The organism is Rhodococcus sp. APC 3903, from assembly GCF_030407755.1.
GTDB classification, from domain to species: Bacteria; Actinomycetota; Actinomycetes; order Mycobacteriales; family Mycobacteriaceae; genus Rhodococcus_F; species Rhodococcus_F erythropolis.
This window is the reverse complement of the sequence record NZ_JASDCV010000073.1, coordinates 1-2,043: the sequence shown is the minus strand read 5'-3', so window position 1 is coordinate 2,043 and position 2,043 is coordinate 1. Positions and strand designations below refer to the sequence as shown.

1 protein-coding gene is annotated in these 2,043 nt (G+C 60.9%); it reads left to right on the top strand.

All coding sequences use genetic code 11. From position 1 onward, the window contains the following. Positions 1 to 2,043: amino acid adenylation domain-containing protein (locus QMA15_RS32525; RefSeq protein WP_290289281.1), on the top strand; the 2,043-nt coding region annotated here is incomplete at both ends.

Here is a 2,043-nt window from a genome sequence, read left to right as displayed (position 1 = left end):
GGTGTGGATTCGACGTTGTCGGCGTGGTTCGATGATGCTGCTGCGCGGTTTGGTGATCGGACCGCGGTGCGGTTCGGTGGCGAGTCGTTGTCGTATGGTGAGTTGTCGGTTCGGTCGAATCGGTTGGCGCGCAGGTTGATTGCTCAGGGTTGTGGTCCGGAGTCGTTGGTGGCGGTGGCGTTGCCGCGGTCGGCTGATCTTGTGGTGGCGTTGTTGGCGGTGGTGAAGTCCGGTGCGGGGTATTTGCCGGTGGATCCGTCGTATCCGGCTGATCGTGTCGAGTTCATGTTGGCCGATGCTGCTCCGGTGGCTGCGATTTCGTGGTCCGGGCGTGAGTTGGTGTTGCCCGCTGGTTTGCCGGTGGTTGATATCGACGCGGTGGATGTGTCGGAGTTCGAGGGTTCGGTGGTGACGGATGCGGATCGTGTTGCGCCGTTGCGGTCGTCGAATGTTGCGTATGTGATTTACACGTCGGGTTCGACGGGTCGCCCGAAGGGTGTGCAGGTTCCGCACATCACGGTGGCGAAGTTGTTTGCGAATACCGAGAGTGTGTACGGGTTCGACGAGTCGGATGTGTGGACGATGTTCCACAGTTATGCGTTCGACTTCTCGGTGTGGGAGTTGTGGGGTCCGCTGTTGTACGGCGGCACGTTGGTCGTCGTGGACTATGTGACGTCGCGGTCGCCGGAGCAGTTCCTGGAGTTGCTTGCTGCTGAGCGGGTGACGGTGCTCAATCAGACGCCGTCGGCGTTCTATCAGTTGGCCGAGGCTGATCGGTTGGCGTCGGAATCCGGTCTGGCTGCCGAGTTGTCGTTGCGGTGGGTTGTTTTCGGTGGCGAGGCGCTCGAGCTTCGACGCTTGTCGGATTGGTATGGCCGCCGCGGTGACTCTGCGCCGACGTTGGTGAACATGTACGGCATCACGGAGACGACGGTGCATGTGAGCCATCGTGTGTTGGATGCTGCGTTGGCGGCGGATGCGTCGGCGAGTGTTGTGGGTCAGGCTATTTCGGGTCTGCAGGTGTTTGTGCTCGATACGCGTTTGGCTCCGGTGCCGGTTGGTGTCGCGGGTGAGATGTATGTCTCGGGTGTGCAGTTGGCTCGGGGTTATCTGGGTCAGGCGGGGTTGACGTCGACGCGGTTTGTGGCGAGTCCTTTTGCTGCTGGTGAGGTGTTGTACCGCACGGGTGACGTGGCGTCGTGGAACAGTGCTGGTGATCTGGAGTATCTGGGTCGCGCGGATGATCAGGTGAAGATCCGTGGGTTCCGGATCGAGATCGGTGAGATCGAGTCTGCGGTGTTGGCGGATGTGTCGGTGGCGCAGACGGCGGTGGTTGTTCGTGAGGATTCTCCGGGTGATCAGCGGTTGGTGGCGTATGTGGTTTCGGCTGCGGGTGTGAGCGTTTCGGTCGACGATCTTCGGGTGTCGGTGGGTTCGTTGTTGCCGGAGTACATGGTGCCGTCGGCGTTTGTGGTGTTGGATTCGATTCCGTTGACGGTGAACGGGAAGTTGGATCGTCGGGCGTTGCCGGTTCCGTCGTTGCAGGTTGCGGTGTTCCGGGCTCCGACGTCGGTGGTGGAAGAGGTTGTGGCGCAGACGTTTGCGGATGTTCTGGGCGTTGAGCGTGTTGGTTTGGATGATGATTTCTTCGCGCTCGGTGGTAATTCGCTGATTGCGACGCAGGTGACGTCTCGGTTGGGTCAGGCGTTGGATGCTGCAGTGTCGGTGCGGGAGTTGTTCGAGGCGTCGACCGTTGAAGGGCTTGCTGCCCGACTCGGTTCTCATGTTGGTGGTGGTTCGCGTGCGGCGTTGACTGCGCAGGTGCGTCCGGCGCAGGTTCCGTTGTCGTTGGCGCAGCAGCGCATGTGGTTCCTCAACCAGTTGGATACGAACTCGGCAGGGAACAATGTTCCGGTTGCGATCACGCTCACCGGCAAACTGGACGTGTCGGGGCTGGAACAGGCTGTCTCGGACGTTGTCGGCCGCCATGAGGTTCTGCGCACGGTCTACCCCGAGGTCGACGGAATCGGCTACCAGAAGATC